Source organism: Sulfurimonas sp. NW15, from assembly GCF_051132285.1.
Classification (GTDB): domain Bacteria; phylum Campylobacterota; class Campylobacteria; order Campylobacterales; family Sulfurimonadaceae; genus Sulfurimonas; species Sulfurimonas hydrogeniphila.
The window spans coordinates 1106529-1129170 of record NZ_CP093237.1 but is presented as its reverse complement, the minus strand read 5'-3'; the positions used below and the strand labels follow the sequence as shown (position 1 = coordinate 1129170).

Annotated in this window: 21 protein-coding genes; 15 read left to right on the top strand and 6 right to left on the bottom strand. The window is 36.3% G+C overall.

What is annotated here, in order from left to right:
- Nucleotides 1–22 precede the first annotated feature (22 nt).
- Together MLC52_RS05705 and MLC52_RS05700 are read right to left on the bottom strand one after the other, a co-directional pair.
- Nucleotides 23–703, bottom strand: coding sequence for a phosphatase PAP2 family protein (locus MLC52_RS05705; protein ID WP_434581592.1), 681 nt, complete (start codon nucleotides 701–703; stop codon nucleotides 23–25).
- The gene (locus tag MLC52_RS05700; RefSeq protein ID WP_434581591.1) at nucleotides 693–2288 is read right to left on the bottom strand and encodes a phosphoethanolamine transferase; all 1596 of its coding nucleotides are present in this window, start codon (nucleotides 2286–2288) and stop codon (nucleotides 693–695) included. Before MLC52_RS05700 ends, MLC52_RS05705 begins: the two co-directional genes overlap by 11 nt.
- A gap of 336 nt (nucleotides 2289–2624) precedes the next feature.
- On the opposite strand from MLC52_RS05700, the gene glmU reads away from it, so the two are divergent.
- From glmU to MLC52_RS05650, 10 genes are all read left to right on the top strand, one after another.
- The gene (gene glmU, locus MLC52_RS05695) at nucleotides 2625–3929 is read left to right on the top strand and encodes a bifunctional UDP-N-acetylglucosamine diphosphorylase/glucosamine-1-phosphate N-acetyltransferase GlmU (protein WP_434581590.1); all 1305 of its coding nucleotides are present in this window, start codon (nucleotides 2625–2627) and stop codon (nucleotides 3927–3929) included.
- A 72-nt stretch (nucleotides 3930–4001) separates the two neighbouring features.
- Complete coding sequence (locus tag MLC52_RS05690; protein ID WP_346388703.1) at nucleotides 4002–4529, top strand: hydrogenase maturation protease; 528 nt, start codon at nucleotides 4002–4004, stop codon at nucleotides 4527–4529.
- Between the two features lie 8 nt (nucleotides 4530–4537).
- Entirely contained in the window at nucleotides 4538–5038 is a 501-nt protein-coding gene (locus MLC52_RS05685) for a DNA-deoxyinosine glycosylase (RefSeq protein ID WP_346388702.1), read from the top strand.
- 436 nt (nucleotides 5039–5474) lie between these two features.
- Nucleotides 5475–7397: a nuclease-related domain-containing DEAD/DEAH box helicase gene (locus tag MLC52_RS05680; RefSeq protein ID WP_346388701.1), complete on the top strand. Its 1923-nt coding sequence runs from the start codon at nucleotides 5475–5477 to the stop codon at nucleotides 7395–7397.
- A 119-nt stretch (nucleotides 7398–7516) separates the two neighbouring features.
- Nucleotides 7517–7777 (top strand): AbrB/MazE/SpoVT family DNA-binding domain-containing protein, encoded by a 261-nt coding sequence (locus MLC52_RS05675; protein ID WP_346388700.1) that lies wholly within the window; start codon nucleotides 7517–7519, stop codon nucleotides 7775–7777.
- Nucleotides 7771–8097 (top strand): type II toxin-antitoxin system PemK/MazF family toxin, encoded by a 327-nt coding sequence (locus MLC52_RS05670; RefSeq protein WP_346388699.1) that lies wholly within the window; start codon nucleotides 7771–7773, stop codon nucleotides 8095–8097. The genes MLC52_RS05675 and MLC52_RS05670 overlap by 7 nt, the downstream gene beginning before the upstream one ends.
- A gap of 327 nt (nucleotides 8098–8424) precedes the next feature.
- Nucleotides 8425–8724 (top strand): type II toxin-antitoxin system HigB family toxin, encoded by a 300-nt coding sequence (locus MLC52_RS05665; RefSeq protein ID WP_434579638.1) that lies wholly within the window; start codon nucleotides 8425–8427, stop codon nucleotides 8722–8724.
- Between the two features lies 1 nt (nucleotide 8725).
- Entirely contained in the window at nucleotides 8726–9097 is a 372-nt protein-coding gene (locus tag MLC52_RS05660) for a helix-turn-helix domain-containing protein (protein WP_434579636.1), read from the top strand.
- Nucleotides 9098–9171: 74 nt separating this feature from the next.
- Entirely contained in the window at nucleotides 9172–10791 is a 1620-nt protein-coding gene (locus MLC52_RS05655) for a YcaO-like family protein (RefSeq protein WP_434581589.1), read from the top strand.
- On the top strand, nucleotides 10776–11972 hold the full coding sequence (locus MLC52_RS05650) for a class I SAM-dependent rRNA methyltransferase (protein WP_434581588.1): 1197 nt from the start codon (nucleotides 10776–10778) through the stop codon (nucleotides 11970–11972). Before MLC52_RS05655 ends, MLC52_RS05650 begins: the two co-directional genes overlap by 16 nt.
- Here MLC52_RS05650 and MLC52_RS05645 read toward each other — a convergent pair.
- Complete coding sequence (locus MLC52_RS05645) at nucleotides 11969–12409, bottom strand: rhodanese-like domain-containing protein (RefSeq protein ID WP_434581587.1); 441 nt, start codon at nucleotides 12407–12409, stop codon at nucleotides 11969–11971. The two genes, MLC52_RS05650 and MLC52_RS05645, sit on opposite strands and share 4 nt — an antisense overlap.
- A gap of 123 nt (nucleotides 12410–12532) precedes the next feature.
- Here MLC52_RS05645 and coaBC point away from each other — a divergent pair, with 123 nt between their 5' ends.
- The 5 genes from coaBC to truA are packed head-to-tail and all read left to right on the top strand — an operon-like array spanning nucleotide 12533 to nucleotide 17038.
- A complete protein-coding gene (coaBC, locus tag MLC52_RS05640) occupies nucleotides 12533–13807 on the top strand; it encodes a bifunctional phosphopantothenoylcysteine decarboxylase/phosphopantothenate--cysteine ligase CoaBC (protein ID WP_434581586.1) in 1275 nt (424 codons plus the stop codon).
- Nucleotides 13808–13810: 3 nt separating this feature from the next.
- Nucleotides 13811–14488 carry a di-trans,poly-cis-decaprenylcistransferase gene (locus MLC52_RS05635; protein ID WP_434581585.1) on the top strand — a complete coding sequence of 226 codons (678 nt, stop codon included), beginning with the start codon at nucleotides 13811–13813 and terminating at the stop codon, nucleotides 14486–14488.
- Nucleotides 14488–15303 (top strand): prepilin peptidase, encoded by an 816-nt coding sequence (locus MLC52_RS05630; protein ID WP_151901523.1) that lies wholly within the window; start codon nucleotides 14488–14490, stop codon nucleotides 15301–15303. The genes MLC52_RS05635 and MLC52_RS05630 overlap by 1 nt, the downstream gene beginning before the upstream one ends.
- Nucleotides 15303–16322, top strand: a complete 1020-nt coding sequence (locus MLC52_RS05625; RefSeq protein WP_151900437.1) for an LptF/LptG family permease — start codon at nucleotides 15303–15305, stop codon at nucleotides 16320–16322. The genes MLC52_RS05630 and MLC52_RS05625 overlap by 1 nt, the downstream gene beginning before the upstream one ends.
- 5 nt (nucleotides 16323–16327) lie before the next feature.
- Nucleotides 16328–17038: a tRNA pseudouridine(38-40) synthase TruA gene (gene truA, locus MLC52_RS05620; protein ID WP_434581584.1), complete on the top strand. Its 711-nt coding sequence runs from the start codon at nucleotides 16328–16330 to the stop codon at nucleotides 17036–17038.
- Here truA and MLC52_RS05615 read toward each other — a convergent pair.
- The 3 genes from MLC52_RS05615 to MLC52_RS05605 are packed head-to-tail and all read right to left on the bottom strand — an operon-like array spanning nucleotide 17035 to nucleotide 22519.
- Nucleotides 17035–20127, bottom strand: a complete 3093-nt coding sequence (locus MLC52_RS05615) for an efflux RND transporter permease subunit (RefSeq protein WP_434581583.1) — start codon at nucleotides 20125–20127, stop codon at nucleotides 17035–17037. The two genes, truA and MLC52_RS05615, sit on opposite strands and share 4 nt — an antisense overlap.
- Nucleotides 20117–21190 carry an efflux RND transporter periplasmic adaptor subunit gene (locus MLC52_RS05610; RefSeq protein WP_418641341.1) on the bottom strand — a complete coding sequence of 358 codons (1074 nt, stop codon included), beginning with the start codon at nucleotides 21188–21190 and terminating at the stop codon, nucleotides 20117–20119. The genes MLC52_RS05615 and MLC52_RS05610 overlap by 11 nt, the downstream gene beginning before the upstream one ends.
- Nucleotides 21191–22519 (bottom strand): TolC family protein, encoded by a 1329-nt coding sequence (locus MLC52_RS05605; protein ID WP_434581582.1) that lies wholly within the window; start codon nucleotides 22517–22519, stop codon nucleotides 21191–21193. It lies immediately after the preceding gene.
- Nucleotides 22520–22642: the final 123 nt, after the last annotated feature.

The window sequence follows — 22642 nt, the reverse complement described above, 5'->3', positions numbered from 1 at the left end:
TTACATTATAATAGCACAATTATTATAAAGAGTAAATTTTATTGACTATCTTTGCGATGAGTAATATAATCAGCCATGCAAGTATCATTGTAATGACCGTATGGCTGAAAAAATGATCGCCGATAACCATTTTATACAGCCCCATACTCCACCCGATTGTCAAAGCAACTGCAGAGGCAATGATTTTGTTTCTCCGTTTGTGAAATAAAAATATCAGGCTCAAAAGCGCAAATCCGCCGCTTGCATGTCCGGCAGGCCAGCATTTGCTTTTGTGATGATGCAGTTTAAACTCATCAGTATAATTTTGCCAGACTGCCGTTCTGGGATACACTCCGCCATATCTTACTTCATCTTTGGGACAGGGCATATTTGTCTCTCCTTTTATAGAACTTGCAATAAGCGGCACAAATATAGCAGAAAGTATGACAATAATCATGCCTCTTTTGTAGTCATTGACCAGTTTTGTTTTTCTAAAAAAGATAAGTGCAAGCAACAGACTCACAGCAAAGGCAATGAGAAGTTTTTTAATACCGTCGTAAAATATAAACTTGTAAGGCTGCTCACCCCAAAAAAGAACCCATTTATGCGTCGTAAAATCAAAAAACTGATCTTGCAGGCGCAAATCTACATCGCTTATCCCGAAAAAAATGATGCTAAAAAGCAGAAGTATAAAAGTAACAACGAGTTGCTGGTTAATGTTCATCTTTTAAAATATCCAGCTTTTTGTTATACTCTTTTGTATGCACATCAAATATGCCCAGTAATGTATGAAAAAGATCATCTTGTGTATATTTTTCATCTTTACGTTTTCGCAAGGCATCTTCATCCACTTTTTTTGCCATATTTTTTCCAAACCACATCAACGCACCGATATGCACCTGCGCATCAGGAGCCATAAAGTAAGGAAGTCCGTGCAGATAGACACCGCCCTCGCCCAGACTCTCTCCGTGGTCGCTCATATATATCATAGCTGTATCGTATTTGTTCTCATATTTTTTTAAAAAATCTATTGTTTTGTCTAAAAAATAATCGGTATACAAAATAGCATTGTCATAGGCATTTGTTATCTCTTGCTGTGTACAGTCTTCGAGCTGATTTGTTTTACATGTAGGCGTAAACTTCTCGAACGCTTTTGGGTAACGTTTATAATAGGCAGGACCGTGATTTCCCATCTGATGCAGCACAATTAAAATATTTTTGCCTTTGTTCTTTTGTATAAATTTGTCAAGTCCGACAAGCATACCGACATCTCTGCATTCACCATCTGCGCACACAGTGTTGTTTTTGGGAATTTTATAATCTTCATACGGCACACGCAACGCAACACCTTTGGAGTCAGAGTTATTGTCTCGCCAAAGAATCGCTACATCATTTGTATGCTTTAACACATCCAGCACATTTTCTGTGCTGATGCCTTTTTTGTAGCTGTAGTCTGCTTTGCCGTATTTCGCAAACATGCACGGCACAGATGCAGCAGTAGAAGTGCCACAGGAGTAAAAATTCGGAAAATCCACGATGTCATCCTGCGCAAGCAGAGGGTTTGTCTCTCTTTTATAGCCGTTGAGACTAAAATGATCCGCTCGCGCTGCTTCACCCACAACCATAATAACAAGTTTTTTGCGATTGTCGTCATTGACTATTTTGGCATCAAGTCCTATCGGTTTGACAACAAGCGGACCGCTGTTAAATGTCAGATTGATATACTTTCCGATGGAGTACATCCAGTATGCCGGATTTATTGTATAACGCAGGGGCTTATGCTCTCTGACAAAAGATGTATAAAATTTGCTAAACAAAAAGAATGACGCGACAATAACCGCCAAAGAGAGCCCTATAAGTTTTAAACGTGCGAAAAATTCCTGCTTAAAAGGTCTATACGCAATTTTTGCCTTATATACGAAATAAGAAGGCAAAAGACCTAAAAAGACAAAGTATAAAACCTGTTTAAGCGTTACCAGATCCAGTGATTCGTGCATATTTGTCTGCAGAGTATTTCGAATCATACTTGCATCAATCACCACATGATAACTGTTCATAAAATAGTTTGTCAGCGATGAAACCAGCAAAAGTGTAATCAAAATCGGTTTGAGTGTGTATTTATAACAAACCAGACTCAGTAGAAATATCATAAAAAAGACTAGAATAACCGCAAGGGAAATCAAAAAGCCTATATTGTGCCAGTTCAGCGGATAGACCTGCAATACATTGTGAAAAAAGCTGTAATTGTCAAAAAGAATAAAAAATATGCTGACATAGATGATGAGTTGTGTTTGTGTAATTTTTTTCAAGGGGAAAATCTTCTTTAGTATAAAATATCTTATTACATGTAAGCAAACATAAATAAGTTTGAAATTATACACTTTATAATTAAATAATGGTAACATTACACTTTAAAGTAACTTGTTGGGACCCGTACTTTAGTGCCAATGCATCAAGTTAAGAAAAAAGTTCGATATTCTTTTGGAACCTAGGTTTTAACCTAGGCCTTAGTTTTGAAAGGCACAAAGCCCGCACTGAAGTACGGGTTCCGAAAAAGCCGCTTAACTTAATGGCATTGAGGTTAAAACCCAGGTTACTAAGACATAACTGAGTTTTGATACATAAAAAACAGATAAAGAGCAGACATGAAAAATGAGAAAATAAGCATAATAATTTTGGCAGCCGGCAAAGGCAGCCGTATGAAATCATCGCAAGCAAAGGTTTTACATTCAATCAGCGGAAAACCTATGCTCTACCATATTATAAAAGAGTCCCGTAAAATTTCTGATGATATTACCGTAGTGGTTGCCCATCAAAAAGAAGCGGTCATTGAAACAATGCAAAATTATTTTGAAAACATTCGTTTTGTCGAGCAAGACACTCAAAATTTTCCAGGAACCGGCGGAGCCATGATGCAGGTAGAACCAAAATATGACAAGGTGTTGGTTCTTAACGGAGATATGCCACTCATTACAGCCGATGCACTCAAAGGATTTTTGGAACTTGAAGCAGACATCATCATGAGTATTTTTGATCTTGAAAACCCTGACGGATACGGTCGCGTCATTATACGAAACAATCATGTTGAATACATCGTAGAACAAAAAGACGCTGATGATGCAGAGCTAAATGTCACCACCGTCAATGCCGGAGTCTATGCCTTTTCAAAAGTAATTTTAGAGCGGTATATTCCTGATTTAAGCAATGACAATGCGCAACAAGAATACTATCTTACCGATATCATAGCCATGGCAAATGAGGATGAGTCCAGCATTGTTCCCCTGCTTGTTGATGAAGAACAGTTTAAGGGGGTCAATTCCAAAAAAGACCTCGCAGATGCCGAAGAGATCATGCAAAACAGAATTCGCACCAAATGGATGAATGCAGGTATGACGATGCAGCTTCCTGCAACGATTTATATAGAAGAAGATGTTGTTTTTGAAGGCGAGTGCATCGTAGAAAACGGCTGTCGCATTACCGGAAAAAGCAAAATCATCAACTCGCATATAAAGGCCGGCAGCGTTGTAGAAGAGAGTATAATGAAAAACTCCGACTGTGGACCGATGGCGCATTTAAGACCGCTTTCAAACATAGAAAACACCCACATCGGGAATTTTGTAGAAGTAAAAAAATCAACCCTCAAAGGGGTAAAAGCCGGACATTTGAGTTATTTGGGCGATGCTGAGATAGACGAAGGCACAAACGTAGGTGCGGGAACCATTACATGTAACTATGACGGTGTTAAAAAATACAAAACAGTCATCGGCAAAAACGTCTTCATCGGCAGCGATTCTCAGCTAGTAGCCCCAATAACCATAGAAGATGACGTGATGATAGCTGCAGGAACGACGGTAACAAGCGGAGAAATAAAAAGCGGCAATCTAGTCCTCAGCCGAACAAAAATGCGTTGTGTGAAGGACTTTTATTATAAGTTTTTTGGGAAGAAATAGACATTTGCATAAAAAACTTCACTTATTTCAATTTCTTTATTTTGTAAGTAAAAAATTTTGTTAGAATGCCACATGAATAAAAAACAAATTGCTATTTTAAGTATCGGAAATACATTACACAAAGATGAAGGTATCGCTTTATATGCGAGTAAATATCTGGAGTCCAACTACACTTTTCAACCCAGGGTGGATATTATTCACGGCGGAGTTGAAGGAAAAAAACTGCTCAATATATTTATGGAATATCAAGAAATAATTGTCCTTGATGTCATCGGAATTGAGGATGCTCCAGGTTCAATGTATCAGTTCCCTATGGAGACCTTTCGCAGTTTCAGCACAAATGAAGATGATGACGAAACCGGAGTACTCGGGTGTCTTAATTTGCTTGAGAGGCAAGGAGAAACTTTACCAAAAGTCACGCTTCTTGCGATTATTCCCCAGAGTATTGAGCCAGGAACAGGTTTAAGCAGTTCACTTCTCAAACCCTTTGATGCTTATGTCTTAATGATAATAAAATCTCTTGAAGACAAAGGTATCAACTGTGAAGAAAAAGCCGAAAAACATACACTGGAAAATATAACAGCTGATCTCACCAGTTAGACGAAACATTGCAGTCACTTCATTTTCACACCATTGAACCTGTTATATTTGCTGATTCAAAAGTGCTTATACTCGGTTCATTTCCCAGTATAAAATCTTTTGAAGAGGGGTTTTACTATGCCCATCCACGGAATCAGTTCTGGCCTATATTGGCTGCGATTTACAAAGAACCTGTTCAGACAAAAGAAGATAAAACTGCCCTGTGCAAAAAACACAAGATAGCCCTTTTTGACAGTGCTGCAAGTCTGCAAAGAGATGCAAACAATTCCAGTGATACCAACCTGAAAAATATCACAGTCAATGATTTTGAAAAACTTTTAGCAGAATATCCAAACATCAAAACCATATTGTTTACAGGCAAAAAAGCACAACAGATTTTTGACAAAGAGTACAAACATCTGAAAATCAAAAAAGTCCTGCTCCCCTCAACCTCCCCAGCCTATGCCAGTATGAAATTTGAAGAAAAACTTGCGAAATACAAAGAGGCTTTGCCTCATCCCTTTCAGTAACATTTTGCATGTTATGCGATATATATGACAAATAACATACAAAATGAGCTGTTATTTATAAATACAGCATAAAACATATACTTTATTTTTAATAATGGTATTGTATTTTTTCAAATCAACTAAAAAAATAATGTTTTGGCATATTTTTCAATAAATATCAAAAATTAACAATCATATAAAGTGTATGTTATTTGTTAATTTAAGTGTTTTTGGAATATACTGTTTGTTGATAAATAGTTATCCGCTCACTGCGTGACCGGATAACGGGGGCGCGGGTTGAACACCCGCTAGTCATCTGTCGCACAGCGCCAGATAATAAGCGGGAGGAATGAGCAACAACATCAGAAAATAAATTTTCAGATGTCGCCGTCATTCACCCGCGCCCCCGTTATAACCACAGAACAACTTAATCTAAAATTGATATATAGAGAAGATAATGGCAAAGATATTACCTACAATTGAAAATATTAAAAGACTTAAAGTAGCACCTACAGATGGTGAATGGTACTTATTAAACTATCTTCTCGAGCACTTGCCTGAGAGTGTAGAAATATATTTTCAACCTTTTTTAAATGGTGATATGCCTGACATTATTTTAGTTCAAAAAGATGCTGGGGTTGCAATTATTGAAGTAAAAGATTGGAATCTAAACTTATATAATATTGATAAAAATAACCACTGGCATCTTACAGAAAATGGAGCTTTATTAAAATCTCCATTTCAACAAGTTTTTAGATACAAAACAAATCTATTTAATTTACATATTGATGGAATGCTAGAAGCAAAACTAAAAAATAAACAATTTTTTGGACGCATTAATTCATATGTATATTTTCATCATGCGACTAAACGAAGTCTTTCAGATTTTTTTAGTAATGTCATGAATGAATATAAAAAAATTGAATATGATTTACATGAATCATTTAAGAATAAAACTATTTCTTATGATAAATATGAGAAACAATTAGATTATCAAAAAAGAAAGAAATTGAAAATTGAAAGAGATTTGAATTATCATTCAATAGGGAATGATAATATTAATAAAATACATTTACCATCAATTGATTCAAAGATTTTCACAGAACATATATACAAAGAGTTTCAACGCTATTTACAACCTCCCTTTCATACAATTAATCAAGGTATAAAAATTGACTATACAAAAAAGCAAGAAAAATTATCTATTAGCAAACCAATACACCAAAAAATAAAAGGTGTTGCAGGATCTGGGAAAACAGTTGTATTAGCAAAAAGAGCAGTCAATGCGTATAAAAGACATGAGAATAGAGTGTTAATCCTTACATATAATATTACATTAAGAAGTTATATTCATGACAAAATAAGTGATGTTAGAGAAGACTTTAGCTGGAAATATTTTTATATTACAAACTATCATCAACTTATAACTCAATTATTCAATAATATAGGTATTGAAATAGAAATACCTGAAGACTTAGCACATAATCAATTATCAATATTTTTAGATGACAATTACTATTCAAATGCAAAACTTTTTGAACAGTATAAAAATGACATTCCTAAATACAAATCTATTTTTATAGATGAAATTCAAGACTATAAACCAGAATGGATAAAAATAATTAGAAAATATTTTTTAGAAGAAAATTCAGAAATGGTACTCTTTGGTGATGAGAAACAAAATATATATGAAAGAGAATTGGATAGCGAAAAGAAACCTAAAATAGTTCAAGGATTTGGTAGATGGGAAGCATTAAATAAGTCTATAAGACATCAAGGAAATGGTGGTAGAATATTAGACTTAGCAAAAAGATTTCAAACAACATTTTTTAAAGATAAATATGAAATAGACACATATGAAGATACTAAAAATGAACCTTCATTGTCATTAGATATATACAAAATAAAAAGTTATCAAAACGATAAAATCAATGAAATAGCATCAACTATAATCCAAGAAATTAGAGATTATGACATTCATCCAAATGATGTAGCGATTTTATGCTCAAATATAGATTTACTAAAAAATATTGACTATAATATACGAAAGAATCATACAGATAAAACATTGACGACTTTTGAGACATTAGAAATGAGTAAAAAGTTTCCACAAGAAATAGATAATATTAGAAAAAGAAAAAAAATTGGATTTAATTTAAATAATGGCATGATGAAACTATCTACTATACATAGTTTTAAGGGATATGAAGTTCCTACATTATTTCTAATTATTGATGAAGAAGATAATGAAGAGATTGTTTATGCTGGAATAACTAGAAGTAAGTTTAATATAATGGTCTTTACAAAAGAAAACAGCAAATATAACGACTTTTTCAACATAGATTTAGAAAGAGTTATAACAAAACAGAGTAGCCAATAAATTACCTAGCGGCAATTTATGGTTATCTTCAACCGTTATCATAAAATCACTCTCTAAGACTTGACAATTTCAGTGTTATTACAATATAATTACATATCAAATATATTTGGAGTTATTAAATGACAATGCTTACAAAAATAGGAAACTCACAAGGTATAAGAATCCCTAAACCAATAATTGCTCAAGCACATCTTGAAAACAAACAGCTTGATTTTGAAGTTGTTAAAGATGGTTTGTTGATTAAACCTATAGAAATAAAAAATAGAGAAAAATGGCAAGAAAATATTCAAGAAGTTTTATTAAAAAATAAAAATATTCAAGATGAAGCAATTTTAAATGATATGCTCAATGACAGTGATTTAGAAGATTACGAATGGTAAAAAATATTAAAAGATTTGATATAGTTTTAGTTAAACTAAATCCAACAGTAGGCTCAGAAATACAAAAAACAAGACCGTGTATTATTATATCTCCAGATGAAATGAGTATGCTAAAAACGGTTATTGTAGCACCTATGACGAGTATAGGTTTTGATTTTATATTTAGACCAAAGATAAAATTTGAAGCTAAAAATGGTTTAGTATTGTTAGATCAAATAAGAACTATTGATAAGTCAAGAATAGTTAAAATATTAGGAAGAGTAGATACTAAAACACAAAAGATTATAGCTCAACTTTTAGTAGAAATGTTTGACTATTAAAAGAATGATAACAAATCAGAGAAGTTCAATTTTGTGTGAAGTATGAATGAGCCTATCCATCATAGCACAGGTTGGTTTATGAAGTAAAAGAACTTGATAAAATAGTAAGAGTTTTAAGAATGTGGTCACACTATGGAGAATGAGATACAAAAAAAGCTCATCAAATAAGCAAAGATACACCAAAAAATTACGAATTACACCCCCTATAATTAAATATCTAGGGTGTAAAATATAACAAAACGAAGCTGAACTCCGAACAAACCACTAAAAATTTTATCTTGTATATAATTTAAGTTCTATAAACGGGAACTGTGTTACAATCCATCTATGAGAATAATTTCAAAGAAAAAACTAAAAGATTTTTACGAGCAGCCAAAATACACAGATTCTAAAAATCCTTTAGAAGCTTGGCATAAAGAAGTTCTAAAACTTGATTGGAATAATCCAAATGAAGTAAAAGAGATGTATCGAAGTGCTAGTATTATTGAAAATGAAAAAGTTGTTTTCAATATTGCTGGAAATAAGTATAGATTGATAGTTTCAATAAACTATTATGCAAAAATTGTTTTTGTAAAATTTATTGGAACACATAAACAATACGATAAAGTTAAAATGGAGGATTTATAAGATGAATATTAAACCAATCAAAAATGAGCAAAACTATAATGAAGCACTGCAAAAAATTGAAGCTTTAATGGGTGCCACACCAAATACACCAGAAATGGATGAGTTAGAGGTGTTAACAACTTTAGTAGAGGCTTACGAAGAACAACACTATAAAATCGATGCACCTGACCCAATAGAAGCTATTAAGTTTAGAATGGAGCAAGAAGGCTTAAAGCAAAAAGACTTAGTTTCTATTGTTGGAAGTAAATCTAGAGTATCTGAAATTTTAAATAAAAAAAGAAAACTCACTATTGAGATGATAAGAAATTTACATAAGCAGTTGCACATACCAGTAGAAAGTCTTTTTTTAGACTACAAGACTAACTGTGCTTAAATGCTAACAAATAAAGATTAGGAATGATGATTGCCAACTTTACTCAATAAAAACAATGCAGGAAAAAATATTTAATGAATTTTTTATCAAAAGAAGCTCCGCTTCAAAGCTCTATATCTTCGATGAAGGCTGTTTTGTCTGATGTCGGATGCGAAACGGTTTTTCAAGAACACAAAAATCCCCTCACTCACTGTTATTCGGTGAATCTCAGCTCAAAAGAAGCACCCGGACATATTTATTCCAACGGTAAAGGTGTACTCAGCGATGCTTCTGTGGCAAGTGCTTTGGGTGAATATATTGAGCGTCTGCAGACAAACAACTTTTTTATAGATTTTCATTTGCCAAAGAGAAAATATTATCCTGATGAAGTTGTTTTTTCTTTTGATGAAGCGTATCTCAGCGATGAACTTATGGCAGTGTACAACCCTGAGAACAATCTCTCAGCTGAAGATTTGGTGGATTTCAACAGCGACTATGAAGACAAAATTGTCGCACTTCCTTTTGTCAAACAATCCACACAGGAGCGTGTTGCCATTCCGCTTAATATTTTAAGCAATCTTTATGTGAGCAACGGTTTGGCGACGGGAAACACCCCTTTGGAAGCAAAGGTGCAGGCTCTGAGTGAGATTTTTGAACGCTATGCAAAAATCACTATCATTAAAAACGGCTATGCTTTGCCGAAATTTCCTGATGACGTTGTTACAAGTTTTCCAAAAGTCTATGAAGATGTACAGGCATTGCAAAAACTCGGCTATAAGGTCGAAGTGTTGGATGCTTCTTTGGGCGGACAGTTTCCCGTCACTGCCATTTCATTGATAGATCCGAAGAATGCTACACTTTTTGTCTCTTTTGGAGCACATCCTATTCTTGAAGTCTCACTTGAACGCACAATGACCGAGCTTATGCAGGGACGTTCTCTTGAAAATCTTGACAGTTTTGAAGTGCCTACTTTTGACATGAGTCTTGTCTCAGACAGTTTTAACCTTGAATCACACTTTATAGACTCCAACGGCAAACTCGGATTTCCTTTTTTGAGTGCCAAAAAGAGTTTTGGGTATTCTCCTTTTTCGTATAAAGGAAACTCCACGCAAGATGAATATAACTATCTTACAAAGATTCTTCAAGATATGGAGAAAGAATTTTACATCAGAGAATATGATTACCTCGATTTTTACTCCTGTCAAATCATTGTTCCCGGTATTTCAGAAGTTTATCCCATAGAGGATTTGATATATAACAACAAAAACAACGGCAAACTTATCCGTGATATGGTACTCAATTTTACAAAATATGACCCGCAGGAAATTATGCTTGAGATTGAATCATTGGAAGACTCACTCAATATGGAAAAATACATCGGTGTCATCTTTGTGAAAAATTTTACAATGGCTGAATTTAAAGCACAGATTTTATTGCGCCTGGGTGAGTATGACGAGGCACTGGAGTTGTTGGAATACGGGACAAACAAACTCGGTCATCTCGTAGTAGAACTTGCTCGAATGCAGGAGATGCAACTTGATTATGAAGAGTACAAAGAAGCTTTATATGAGGTGTTTTCCAAAGAAAAAGTAGTAAAATCTTTGGGTATTCTCAATAATACAGACTTTTTAATAGAAACAACGCTGCATAAAGACTATACCAATATGCTGAACCTATATGACAAACTTGAGAGAAAAAAATGCACAATGAAATAGACCTGATACTCAAACCTGAATTTACACAGCAGATACAAAACGGTTATCCTCTGCTTATGAAAGAGTATTTTGAAGATTGGCATAAACTCGAAGAAGAAGGCAGTCTGCTTCACTTGTATGACAAAAAAAAGAGATTCATTGCAAAAGGTTACTACGGATTACAGAACAAAGGACATGGCTGGGTTCTTTCACAAAAAGAAGATGAAACCATAGACAGCGAATTTTTCAAAAGAAAAATCAAAGAGGCACTCTCCTACAGAAAAGATTTCTTTGCCGACACGCAAACAACTGCCTTTCGGGTTTTTAACGGTGAGGGCGATGGCATCGGCGGCTTGAGTATTGATTATTTTGAAGGCTATTATCTCTTTACGTGGTACAGCATCGGTATTTATACATTCAAAGAGAGTATACTCGAAGCTTTTAAACAGAGTATCGACTTTAAAGGAATCTATCAGAAAAAACGCTTTAATACAAAAGGCATGTATCTCGATGACAAAAGTGACTTTGTATCTGGGCAAAAAGCACCACAGCCTTTACATGTAAAGGAAAACGGGGCAAATTTTGCCGTTTATTTGGATGATGGGGCAATGGTGGGAGTTTTTTTAGACCAGAGAGAGGTCAGAAAAGCCATTCGTGACAAATATGCAAAAGGAAAAACCGTTTTAAATACTTTTTCCTACACGGGCGCTTTTTCAGTATTTGCAGCCCTTGGCGGTGCAAAAAGCACGACAAGCGTTGACTTGGCAAAACGAAGTTTACCAAAAACACAAGAACAGTTTTCCATCAACAACATTGATTTGAAAAATCAAAATATCATTGTTGAAGATGTCTTTTTATACTTTAAATATGCCGTGAGAAAAAAACTGCTTTTTGATATGGTTGTCGTTGATCCGCCGAGTTTTGCACGTTCAAAAAAACACACATTCAGTGCCAACAGAGATTATGTAAAACTCCTCAAAGAGGTGATACAAATCACAAAAAAAGGCGGTATTATCGTAGCTTCCACCAATGCTGCCAATTTCAGTATGATGACTTTTGGCAGATTCATAGATAAAGCTTTCAAAGATGTAAAAATAAAATACAAAGTGCTAAAACGCTACTCTCTTCCAAAAGATTTTCGCGTGGCAGAAAAATTTCAAGAGGCTAATTACCTCAAAGTCGTTTTTATAAAAAAACTTTAGTTTGTCTCAAGAATAAAATATCCGAGATAATTTTTTATCGGTTTATGCGCATTTACCCAACTTGAAATACCGCCTTCGAGATTGACAACATTGCTAAAACCCAAATCTTTGAGGGTTTTTGCAGCCATCAGACCTCTAGCCCCTTTGAGACAATAACAGACTATTTGATGATCACTTAAATCAACAAGTTTGTCATCAACGGCGAATTCCAATTTCCCCCGAGGAATGGTAAAAACAGTTTTAGCAGGGATGACACCGCTTGCAAACTCGTCAGATTCCCGCACATCAATCAAAACCATATTTTCCAAGTCAATCTCTTCAACCTGAATTTGCTTTATCTCTTTCTTTGCCGCAGTCAGCAGTTCTTTTAAATGCCCCTTGATAAGGTTAATATCACACCTTTCGTAATACTTTTTCATCTGTTCGTTATGGTTCATGAAAGCTCCTTTACATGTATTGCATACTAAAGTATACAACCAAACAGCTTAATCATTAAGTTCCTTTAGTATTTCTAAGTATTTTTAGATAAAATACTAGAAAATATAATGAAGAGATTTTGAATGAATATTCCAACAAATTTAATCAAAGATAAAAAAATTCTCCTTGGTGTAACCGGCTCTATTGCTGTGTACAAAACACTCGAACTCGTCAGAGAATTCATTAAAGCCGGAGCAGAGGTAAAGGTTGTTATGAGTGAGAGTGCAAAAAAATTTATAACTCCGCTCACTTTTGAAACCCTCACTTCAAATCAGGTCCTTGATGACACAAACGAGTCCTGGGCAAATGAGCATAACCACATTAAAATCACCCAATGGGCAGACATCATGGTCATTGCTCCTGCAACGGCAAACACCATCGCCAAACTTGCCAATGCCATTGCAGACAATATGCTGCTGCAATGCGCGCTTGCTTTTAGCGGTATGAAAATTTTGGCACCCTCGGCAAATACAAATATGCTCCAAAATCCAATCACTCAGGCAAATTTGAAGATGCTCGGCATTGCAAACTATACTATTTTAGAGACGCAGACAAAAGAGTTGGCCTGCAAGACTGTCGGTGACGGCGCTATGGCCGATCCTTTGGATATTTTTTATCAAACCTGCCGTGAACTTTTAAAAGAGGAGTTTTGGGAACACAGACGGGTGATAGTAACCGGCGGAGGCACGATAGAAAAAATAGATGAAGTGCGCTACATCTCAAACTTTTCAAGCGGAAAAATGGCATCGGCTTTGGCAACGGCACTCTATTTAAAAGGGGCAGATGTTAATCTCATCGCCACAAAATTTGACCGTGACCTGCCTGTCAATATGCATAAAATAGACGTAGAAGACACACAGGAGATGCTTGAGTATCTTGTAGATTCCATACGCATTGCAAAAAAAGGCAAGCTTTCAAAAGCGACACTCATACGTGACGAGCATATTCATCTTATCCAAAAAAAGCCCTATCTCTTTATGGCAGCGGCGGTGAGTGACTATGTTCCTGAATTTCCTCAAAATACCAAACTTAAAAAAGAGGATTTGGGTGAAAAGTGGGAACTGAGTCTGAAAAAAAATATTGACATTTTAAGTACAATTGAAAAAGAAGGCATTACAGTCATAGGTTTTAAAGCAGAAATGGACAAAGAAAAAGCCGAAAAAAATGCAAAAAAGATGTTACAGGAGAAAAAACTTGACGCGGTCTGTCTCAATGTTTTACAAAATGCCTCAAGCTTTGGCAGTGACGAAAATGAAATAGACTTTATTACACCACAAAAAAATGTGCACATACCAAAAGCGGACAAATTGCATGTATCTTTTGAAATAATCAAAAATGCAAAAGAGCTGCAAGAATAGATGATGAACAAGGCCAGACATATAGCCATCATAATGGACGGAAATGGACGATGGGCAGAGCAACAGGGCAAAAAAAGAGTCAAAGGGCATGAAGCAGGTGCAAAAGTCGTCAAAGCAATCACAACCTATTGTTCAAATGATGAAGATATAGAACGCCTGACACTTTATGCCTTTTCAACGGAAAACTGGAAAAGACCGCGTCTCGAAGTTGAGTTTTTAATGAAACTTTTGGAAAAATATCTCAAAGACGAATTGCCTTCTTACTTGCAAAACAATGTCAGGTTTGAAGCTATCGGCGACATTCGTGCTTTTTCAAAATCACTGCAAAAAACCATACAAACGGTAGAAGAAAAAACGGCGCATTGTGACGGGTTGGTGCAGAGTCTTGCCCTGAACTACGGTTCGCAGGACGAGATTCTTCGTGCAATAAATTCTTTAAAAAAACAGGATGAAAACATCACACTGAAGATGCTTAACAATGCGCTTGACTGCAAAGTAGCCGTAGATATACTCATTCGTACCGGAGGAGACAAGCGGCTTTCAAACTTTCTGCTTTGGCAGTCGGCATATGCAGAGCTTTTTTTTACAGATACGCTCTGGCCGGACTTTACATGTAAAGAATTAGAAAAAATTCTACAAAAATTTACAAAAATTGAAAGACGATTTGGTGGTTTAAAATGATGGAACTTGGCATAGCTTTTATACTCGGTATACTTTTTGGTTCTTTTTTAAATGTTGTCATTCTTCGCATACCAAAGGGAGAAAGCGTTGTTTTTGATGCGTCACACTGCCCTGCATGCAATGAAAAGCTCAAACCCTGGCATAACATTCCGCTTTTTTCATGGATTTTTCTAGCAGGAAAATGTGCCTACTGCAAATCACATATTTCTGTGCAGTACCCGCTTATAGAACTTCTCTCAGGTTTTATTTTTGTCATTCTTGCCAATAAATTCGGACTGAATCTACCGGCATTTTTCATAGCTTTGAGTTTTTTGATGCTTTTAGCGCTTTCGGTTATAGATTTCAGATACAAAATGGTACCCGATTCACTCAACCTCTTGGCTATTTTCTTTGCCATACTCGGCGCATGGAGTATTCAAGGTTTTGTTCTTAACCTGGAAAACGCCCTCCTTTTTGCCGGTGGTTTTACACTCCTGCGTTTTACTCTTTCTTATTACTTAACATCATCTGTATTTAGAGCCGGACTAAAAACGAAAACATCCTGGAACAGGCACTATGACAGAACACCTTTTATAGAAGCTATGGGAGAAGGCGACATTATGGTAGCGGCTGCTATGGGCGCACTTTTGGGAGTCAAACTTGGTCTTGTTGCCATTTTTCTCTCAGCCCTCTTGGCTTTGCCGGTTATGCTCTTGCTTCTTAACAAATCAAAAGAGGAACAACGCGTCCCCTTTGTGCCTTTTTTGGCACTTGCAACTTTCATAGTCTATGTGTATGATTCTCAAATACTCAGATACATCGAGGCAAACTACTAATGCTGAGATTAAAAAAATATATACTGAGTAACTTTTCTGCTCTTTTTATGTCCATATTTTTGCCGTTGTTTGTCATAGCATCGGTAATATTTTTAATTAAACTCTCTACCTATACGGCGGTTATTCAACTGACTATTTTGGAAATGGGCAAATTATATCTTTTCATACTGCCTGAAATTCTTTTTTATACGCTGCCTATTACATTTTTTGTCGCAGCCACACTTTCTTTGTTTAAACTCTCAAATGACAATGAAATAATCGTTATTTTTTCACTTGGAATTGCACCGGGTTTTATCATCAGAACCTTTTTCAAACCTGCTTTCATATTAAGTCTGCTGCTGGCATTTAACTTTCTGGTTGTTGCACCCCATACGACTACTTTGTCAAAAAACTTCCTCTCCTATAAAAAGAGTGAAGCAAAATTCAATCTTGCAGCAAGTGAATTTGGAAACAGTTTTGGAGACTGGCTTTTATACATCGGAGCAAAAAACGAAGACGGTACCTTTTCCAAGGTATTTTTGTTTAACAAAAAACAGGAAGAAGAGATACTCATTGCTGCAAAAAAAGCCAAAGTTATTAACGATTCGGGAATTTTACGTCTTCAGTTAATGGATGGAGAGGGTTACAGTTATTCAAAAGAAAAATTTTCTCAGATAAATTTCCAAGAAATGCTTATCAACGATACGCTCAAAGCAGACTTGACCACCTATGAACAACCCTTGCAGTACTGGCTCTCAAAAGAGAATGCCGGGAGAAAAAAACATATCTTCATTAAAGATACCTTGCTGAGTCTCTTTCCGATGATAACACTTTTTTTAATCGCAAGCATCGGTATAGTTCAGGTAAGACATCAGAAGTCTAAAGTCTATTTATATCTCTTTGTAAGCATAGTTTTATTTTACGGGATGACAATAGGTTTGGAAAAAATGTTTCAATACTATACGATTCCTGTTGTTGCACTTTCATGGCTGATAATAACATATGCCATCTATAGAAAAACCATCGTCAATAAGTTTTAATTCACATGAGAGCAGCATTGCATTTAGCCTATAACGGCACTCATTTTTTTGGTTCTCAAACACAAAAAGAGACATCTGATACAGTCCTTGGCGAACTTGAAAATGTTTTGAAAAAACTGGGAATTGAACAGAAAGTCGTGGCAAGCGGGCGAACTGACAAAGGCGTCCATGCTACTATGCAGGTCTGTCATATAGATTTACCGCCCTACTGGGATGATATGGAAAAACTCAAAAAAGTTCTCAATAAAATGCTCTGTGATGCTTTACATGTAAAAAGAATCATACATGTAAAGGATGATTTTCATGCACGATACAGTGCAAAAAAAAGAAGCTACCGTTACATCATTAAAACAAAACAGAAAAATCCTTTTGAAAGTGATTTTGTTACTTTTTTAGAGGATGCAAACCTGCAACAGATACAGCAAAACATCGCTCTTTTTGTCGGAGAGCATGATTTCAGACAGTTTATGAAAACAGGCAGTGACGTAAAATCTACTACAAGAATTATATACAGAGCTTTTGCCTATCAGCACAAAGACTACATTGTTTTATACTTTGAGGCCAACGGATTTTTGCGCAGCCAAATCAGACTGATGGTCGGTGCACTTTTGACACTCACTAAAGATGCAATACAAGCACAGCTCAACTGCACCCAAAAGTACAAAATCAAACCGGCACCTCCAAACGGGCTTTATCTTGCAAAAATCAAATACTAGACTTCCTTCGGTTTCACGCTCCAGATAAATACAAGCGGTATAAACAGCAGAGTCAAAAAGGTACCTACAATCAAACCGCCAATTGCTACCGTTCCAAGCGGTGCCAAACGCTCCAACCCAATGGCAGATCCAAGCGCGACAGGCAGCATACCGGCAGAAGTTGCAAACGCTGTCATAAGAACAGGCCGCGTTCGTATCTTGATACTCTCAACCATTGCTTCAAAAGTACTGTATCCTTCTTTCATCTTTTCGAGTGCAAAATGGATTAGAAGGATCGCATTGTTGACGATAATACCACTCAAGAGGATAAATCCCATCATTGCCGGCATAGAGGTATGGTAGTGCATAAGAAGCATCATCCACGAAGCCCCTATAATGGTAAGCGGTATCGAAAAGACTATCATCATTGAAATTTTTACAGAGTTGAACATGGCGATGAGGGTAAAAAGTATCAATATAACTGCAAAACCGATGGCCCCTACCATTCTTCCTGCAGAGTTTTTAAACTGTTTTATATCTCCCGTCTGCTCCATTGTTACACCATCGGGCAATACTTTACCCGCAAAGGCTTTGTCAAAATTTGCCATTATATGAGAAATCGCCGCCTTTTCCCGAAAACCGTACACATTCAGAGTATATTGCAATCCTTCTCTTGTAATCAGAGACGGTTCCTGCACCATTGTGATCTTTACCATATCACGCAAAGGTATTTTTCCTCTTTTTGTCGTAATAAGATAGTCTTTAATCTCTTCAATACTTTCTCTCTTTTTCTTGTCTACCCATACTCTTATGCCAAAATCCGCACTGTTTTGCAGATAAAATGAGGCTGCTTTTGCCCCGCGTACAAAGAGTTGGAGTTGTTTGGCTATCTCTTCGTTGCTTAAACCGTAATAGGCAGCTTTTTTCTCGTCTATACTGAATTCATAAACTCTTTTGCTCGCAAGCCAGGTTCTTGAAACACTGACGACCCCACCTGTATGTTGCATTGCATCCGCAACAATGTCACCGGCCTTTTGCAGTTTTGTCACATCATCGCTGTAGAGTGTTACATCAATATTTGCACGAAGACTCGCAATCGCTGTTGCACCATAATCTACAACATCCACACTGTTTACATTTTTTATTTTATTCAGTGCTTCACGCAGTTTGCGTTCTATCTGCCAGATACTCTCTTTTCTTTTGTATCTGTCTACATAGGTTGCCGATATGCTGATGTGGTCTATAGAACTGCCGCTTCCTATACTCATAACACCCGCTTCACTTCCAATGGCACTTGAGAGATACAAAAGTTCTCCCTGTTTTGTTATGATTTTGTTTGCCTCTTCTACTACTTTTTTACTCGCTTCTATAGGCAGATTCGGATCCACTGTGATGCTGATTCTTACTCCTCCTGTATCCATAGGCGGCATCAGTTCCTGTCCGACAGTTGGCATAACACCTTTGACACTTGTAAAAAAGAGCAGAAAAAGTACCGCCACATACAACAATGCAATGCTTTTTTTCTTTGCACCCAAAGAGACGGCACGCACAAAAAAATCGGCGATTGCACTGCTGAATCCTCCTGTGATTTTTTCAAAAAAAGCTTCGCTCTTTAAAACAAAAGGAGATTTGATGGTAAGAATTTTCAGTGACAGCAAAGGAACTGCCGTTATAGATATAACATATGAAGCTGCCAGTGCCAAAAGCAGTGTTGCTACAAGCGGTTGGAAAATTGTCTGCGGATATCCTCCTACAAAAAGCATAGGAGAAAGGGCTATCATCGTTGTGATCGTTCCGCTCAAATCTGCAAACATAATCTCTTTGGTTCCGTTATAGACAGCTTTGTGTATCTCATCATGGAGTTCTCTGTAATGCCTTTCAATGTTTTCCATCACGACTACAGCATCATCCAAAAGAAGTCCCAGTGCCAATATAATGGCGGTAAGTGTGACGACATTAAACTCTATACCCATAATCCACATAAGGGCTATAGTGGTAGCATAAACAAGTGGAATGGTAACCAAAACAACCAAAACCTGACGAAAAGATGCCAAAAAGAAAAAAACAACAAGCGTCGACATTATGATGGCATCGCGCAAAGATTCAAACATATTGTTTGTACTTTGCACTATAGTGTCTTTTTGCGTATCGGTAATTACAAAAGAGAGATTTTTATATTTGTTTTGCAGTTTTTGTATCTCTTTTTCTACTCGTGCGATTGTTCTTATTACATCAGCATTACCGGTTCTCTGTACAGCAATGGCGATAGCATTTTTTGAATTTCCATAGTATTCGGCACTGTTGTCATAATGTCCAAAATAGACTTTTGCGATATCTTGCAGTTGTATCTCTTTGGTAATACTGACTTTTTTCAGATTGGCTACAGTATCACGTTTTCCCTGGGCCCGTAAAAGATATCTTTTGTCTTTTCCTGTAATAAATCCAATAGCAAAGTCATTATCATTTGCCCGTAATTTGGCAACAACCAGGGCTATATCAAGATTGTAGCGCTCAAGTTTTTCTTTATCGACGATAACCTCTATCTCTTTTTCATAGCCGCCAAATACATCCACATTGGCAACACCCTGTACTTTAATAAGCTTATGCTTTATCTGTGTTTGCACAATTTGCCTGATATCTTCCAAAGAGACATTTCCCTCTTTTGCACTGACTGCATATGTCACTATCGGGGCAGTTGCTTCTGTTATTTTTATAATCTGGGGATTTAAAATGGATGCAGGCAGTTTGGCCCTGATTTTATCAAGCGCATTGGAGACATCACTTGTAGCACTGTCAATATTTTTTGTATACTCAAACTCGGCAGAAATCACACTCACTTCATCAATGGTTGTTGAGTAGACTCTTCTTATTTTGTCCAGTGTATACAGCTCCTCTTCCACAGGAATGGAAACATTTGCCGCCAAACCTTTCGCTGATTCTCCCGGTTCTACAATTACCACAGCTACAGTTGGATAATTGGAATCCGGAAAAAGTTTTCTGTCTATTTTGTTGTACCCGACAAGGCCCAAAAATAAAAACAGTGCCAAAAATGAAATAATAAAATAGGGTCTTGAAAGTAAAAAATCCACTATGGAAAAACTATTTTTCATGCGTCTGCGCCTTGTCGATTATTATCTTTCCATAGGCTGGAAGCATAGAAAGTTTTGCTTCAGAACCCAGAGCCACTCTATACTTTGGACATGGAGATACGACAGCCGCTCTGTTGTCTTCCAAAAGCAGGTCAACGGCAAGTTTTGAAAATTTGCCTTCTTTGTATTGCATTACATATACACCCTCTTGTGTATGCAAAAGTGCATTTAAAGGAACACTGCATCCCTTTGCATTTGCAATTTCAACGTTGATATGAACAAAAGATTTGTTTGCAAAATCTATGCGTTTTTGCAGTGTGACTTCGGCAACGAGCAGAGCATTTTTTGCATCATCATAAACCTTGCTGACTCTTCCTATCAAGCTTTTTTGCAGGTAAACCTTTTGTCCTTTGGCTATTGGTATCTGATTTTGGGAAAAAGAAAAAGTCAGCTTTTGCTTCTGTGTATTGAGCGTGACAACAGGTTTTCCTGCCGGAGCGATGGACCCTTCATCCAGGAGTTTAGAGCCGATAACACCGTCAAAAGGGGCTACAAGATTCAGGTAATTCAACTGTACCTTTGTTTGTGTTATTTTTGCCTCCGTCGATTTGACAGCTGAACGTTTTGTCTGATACTTTGCATTCGAAGCATCAAGTATCTCTTTGGAAACAGCTTCGATTGCATAAAGCTTTTTATTTCTTTGCAAAATATCCTGAGCATTTTTTAAATCAAGCATAAATGCTTTTTTCTGTGCTTTGAGTGATGCAAGATTTGCTAAAATATCCTTATCATCAAGCGTCACTAAAAGTTCCCCTTTTTTTACTTTGTCATTTTCATGCACATATATTTTTTTGATATTTGCTGTAAATTTTGAAGCAATATCTGCCTGCTTCAAAGAAAACACCTCTGCCAAAAACTCTCTCGTACGAGAAACATTTTTCTCCTTTGCTACAGTTGTCTCTACACTTTTACTATACTCTTTTGCTGCAGGCAAAGCAGCCACATGTTCTTTTTGTTTTTTCAAAAAAATTCCTGCGCCTGCTACTAAAATCACACCAAAAATAATTAATACAGTTTTTTTCATCTACTTCACTTCCTTTTCTAAAAGATATTCTTTATAGTATTTCGCCTTTTGATACCCGTATTTTGCTTCTGTCATTTGGGCATAGACCAGCTCTTTTTTTGCCTGTGTATCCAACAAATCCACAAGGGAAAGTGCATTGTTTTCATACTTGATCTGTTGGGCTTTTTCTATCTCCTGCAAAAGTTCATACTGGCTTTGCAAAGCTGTATAGTCTGCCTGTGCGATTTCTATTTTGGAATTTGCAATTTTTAAATTTTTTTCCAACTCCAACCGTGTTATGCTTTTGTCTATTTTTGACTGCATCAGAGCAATCTTTTCTTTGGCCACATCTGCACTTTTTGCTCCGAAATCATAAAGATTCCACTGCAGGTGCAAACCTATCTGCCATACATTTTCACTGTTAAAGTCATTTTTGTTTAAATATGTCACACCTGTCTGAGCAAAAGTATTTGTCGTTGCATTGGGCCCCATACTGTAGCCGTAATATGCACTGAAATCCACCTTTGGATAGTACAGTGCCTCTGCGGTACGGACTCTTTTTTGTGCTATATTGCTTTTTAGTGCAGCAATTTTTAATCGGCTTAAGCTTTTAAGGTCCGGTTCGCCTTCTTGCAAGCCCTCAAAAGTGACACTGACCTCTTCTGCTTTGTCAAATTTGTCCGAGGCAATCATTTGCGAAAGAGAAGCTTTTAAAATTGCTATATTGGAGGTTATCTTATTTTTATTTGCCACTGCTTCCACATAGGCATTTTTTGCCTCCAGCATGTCAAGTTTTGATTTTCCTCCAAGCTTATATGCTTTTTGTATATACATGTAAAGACTCTTTTTTGCCTCTATATACTTTTTTTGTGCTTTGAGCTGCTCCTGCAGTGATAAAAGAGAGAGATAAATATTTTCTACATTGTAAATGAGCTCTGCTTTTGCAAGTTTTATTTTAAAAAGACTGTTTTTATATGCCAAATCCGATATTTTATAGCTGTTTTGTTTGGCAAATCCGTCAAAAAGCGTCACATTGTAAGAGATACCCGTAGAGACCAAATCATTTGTTGTCGGCATCTCATAGGCACCTGTTGGAGAAGAAACGATTTGCATTGGTGTTAACGGCACCAGTGTTCGTGCATTGTTATAATGGTCATAATTGAGGGTAGCATCAAATCGACCAAGGTTCTGTGCCTGCTTTATACGCCTGTTTTTTTGTGAAACCTCTTTATCCAAAAAGATTTTTTTCAAAGAGTTATTGTGCTGTAATGCCTCATCTATTGTCTCCTGCAGACTCATCGCTTGCAGCGAAAGAGGCAAAAGAAAACCTAAAACCAGTTTTTGTATCATGTTCATCCAGACCTTGTAAAAAATATAGCTAATTCTAACACTTTCGTATTAACTCATTGTTAAGAGGACATAATTCTGTATTGACTCTTTTTATGATATGATATAACTGATTTTTATATATGA